This window comes from Vibrio ouci (assembly GCF_004551525.1).
In the GTDB taxonomy this organism is placed as follows: Bacteria; Pseudomonadota; Gammaproteobacteria; order Enterobacterales; family Vibrionaceae; genus Vibrio; species Vibrio ouci.
This window is the reverse complement of sequence record NZ_SATR01000122.1, coordinates 1-2,515: the sequence shown is the minus strand read 5'-3', so window position 1 is coordinate 2,515 and position 2,515 is coordinate 1. Positions and strand designations below refer to the sequence as shown.

General features: G+C 44.9%; 2 protein-coding genes and 1 pseudogene. All 3 read left to right on the top strand.

The annotated features are described in order from the left end of the window. A pseudogene (locus ELS82_RS24130) lies at positions 1-132 on the top strand (IS5/IS1182 family transposase); the annotation flags it as partial. A gap of 371 nt (positions 133-503) precedes the next feature. Then, entirely contained in the window at positions 504-821 is a 318-nt protein-coding gene (locus tag ELS82_RS24125) for a helix-turn-helix domain-containing protein (RefSeq protein WP_134837672.1), read from the top strand. A 13-nt stretch (positions 822-834) separates the two neighbouring features. Further along, the gene (locus tag ELS82_RS24120) at positions 835-2,076 is read left to right on the top strand and encodes a type II toxin-antitoxin system HipA family toxin (RefSeq protein ID WP_134837671.1); all 1,242 of its coding nucleotides are present in this window, start codon (positions 835-837) and stop codon (positions 2,074-2,076) included. Positions 2,077-2,515 lie beyond the last annotated feature (439 nt).

The following is a 2,515-nucleotide window of genomic DNA, read 5'->3' as shown; positions in this document are numbered from 1 at the left end:
CAAAAAAAGCTGTTGGGTAACTCTTTGAGTTTAAGAAGTTACAACGCCCAAGTAGGAGAAGCATACGCAATGGTTAAAGCGTTGAACAAGATGACCGAGCTTGGTATGCCTGAAACGATTTTAATAAAATAACGCTGCCACTCTTAGGGAGGCTACGTAATCGCTCAGAAGAATTAGGAAACAAAGCCGCGCTCGCCTGAAGAAAAACGCTCGTGCAGCCCCCTTCTAGAGCAAATCACACAACTCCCTTATATAGCGACTCGGGCTTGTTCAACACTACAAGTTAATTGGCTAGTAGGAAACTGGCTTGCGCTGTCAGCAAAAGCCAAAAGAGAAACTGTGCTTTCACAAAGCTGCATTTTGATGAAAGCACAGTTTCACTTAAAAGTATTTTTGGCAATCCTGTCTGCGACTCTCAACTTGCAAAAATATCATTGCCCTAACCACCATTTTGTGAAACTATAATTTCACTTAACAGCTTTAAGTGAAATTATAGTTTCATTATGACAATCAAAAACACTCAAACTAAGCGCGGGGCGGTAGTGTTCCCTAAGAATCTGAAAGTCCTCCATGGCTTAGGCGAGAACATAACGTTGGCTATGAAGCGCCGAGGAATAAGCCAAGACATGATGCACAGGAGAACTGGTATTTCCAAGCCGACACTGCGGAAAATAGCTAAAGGTGATCCTTCAGTGTCTATCGGCCACTATGTTAATGTGCTTGCTGTACTTGGCTTATTAGCGGATCTAGGCAAGATTGCACTTGATGATGAGCTTGGTAGGAAGCTTCAAGATATAGAGTTATTAAAAAGAAAACGATAAGGACTGCTAACGAATGGAAATCTACGTCTACGCTGATTGGATTGATACCGGCGAGCCTATGCTTGTAGGTACGTTACGATCCTCTGTAATTCGCGGCAAGGAGCATTTTAGCTTTAATTACGCCGAGGAGTGGCTGGCTTCCAAGTACGTGCACCAAATCGATCCATCGCTTCAATTGTACGTGGGGGAGCAGCACGCAGAAGATGACAGAAACTTCAAAGTTTTTCTGGATTCATGCCCAGATCGCTGGGGCCGATTACTGATGCAGCGCAGAGAAGCGGTGATAGCTCGTCACGAAAAACGTAGAGCAAACACACTGTTTGAAACAGACTATCTATTGGGGGTGCATGACGCGTTTCGTATGGGCGCTCTACGCTTCCGCACCTCGCATGACGGCCCATTCCTTGATGACAATGAAGACTTAGCCGCGCCAGCGATGACATCACTGCCAGAACTACAGCAAGCAGCAAATGGTGTGGAGGATAAACCAGAGTTTGAGAACCCAGATTATCTCAAATGGCTTAACATGCTTATCTCTCCAGGATCGTCACTAGGTGGCGCTCGCCCGAAAGCATCCGTGAGGGATGTTGACAACACTCTCTGGTTGGCCAAATTTCCAAGCCGTTATGATGATTATGACATAGGGCTGTGGGAATTTGTTGTTTACCAAATGGCTCTCGAGGCTGGGATTAATATGGCAGAATCAAAGGTACAAGCCATTGGTTCGCATCACCATATCTTTCTTACCAAGCGGTTTGACCGTGAAGATGATGGTAAAAGGCTTCATTTCACTTCAGCCATGACACATTTGGAGTATTTTGACGGTAATGATGATGGTGCAAGCTATCTAGAACTAGCTGAATTCCTTACCGATAAGGGCTCAAACACACGAGAAGACTTAGAGCAGCTTTGGGCACGTATGCTATTCAATATTATGGTTTCCAATAGCGACGACCATCTACGCAACCACGGTTTCATTTTTGATACGACAGGTTGGCGATTATCGCCAGCGTATGACATTAACCCAACCCCGAATGCTACGGGTTTGCACCTAAACATCGATGACGTGAGCAATGCTCTTGACGTTGAACTAGCCTATGATGTCGCAGAATACTTTCAGTTAGATGCTAAGAAAGCTGATGATATTTACCAAAAGGTAGCCACTGCCGTTTCACGATGGGAAGATCTGGCAAAAAAAGCAGGAATAGGGAAAGGGGAACGGGATTTACTCAGGGATTGCTTTCAAGTTCCATAGACCTTAAATAGATCTACAAGCTAAGGCTGCCATAGAAGAAGCAATGAAAATACTGAGTGCGGCTGCGACAGCTGGAACGGCTAGCTACAGATAAAGCAAAAATAACCTAAACTGCCGAATCCTATACGATCCTATTTTTGAAGTGGCACAGAATGAAGCAGAGGCCATTCTCTGCAAGGCAGATGAGCAAAGCGATACCGACACTCAGTAGTGGTAACGCCGCACAAAAATGTTGTTGGCCGATGCACACCAGATGATCGGTTTATCCGAGTGCCCCGATACCCAGCCATTCCCCAGGGCGGGATCGCACTTTGTTAACAACTATGATCTAATAGGCTCAAATCCACAAATTGATATCGACTTTGAGCCTCATAGAACACCTTTCCGTTGTTGAAGATACGCGTTCATCCATCAACCAAAAGCATGATTTAATTGATAT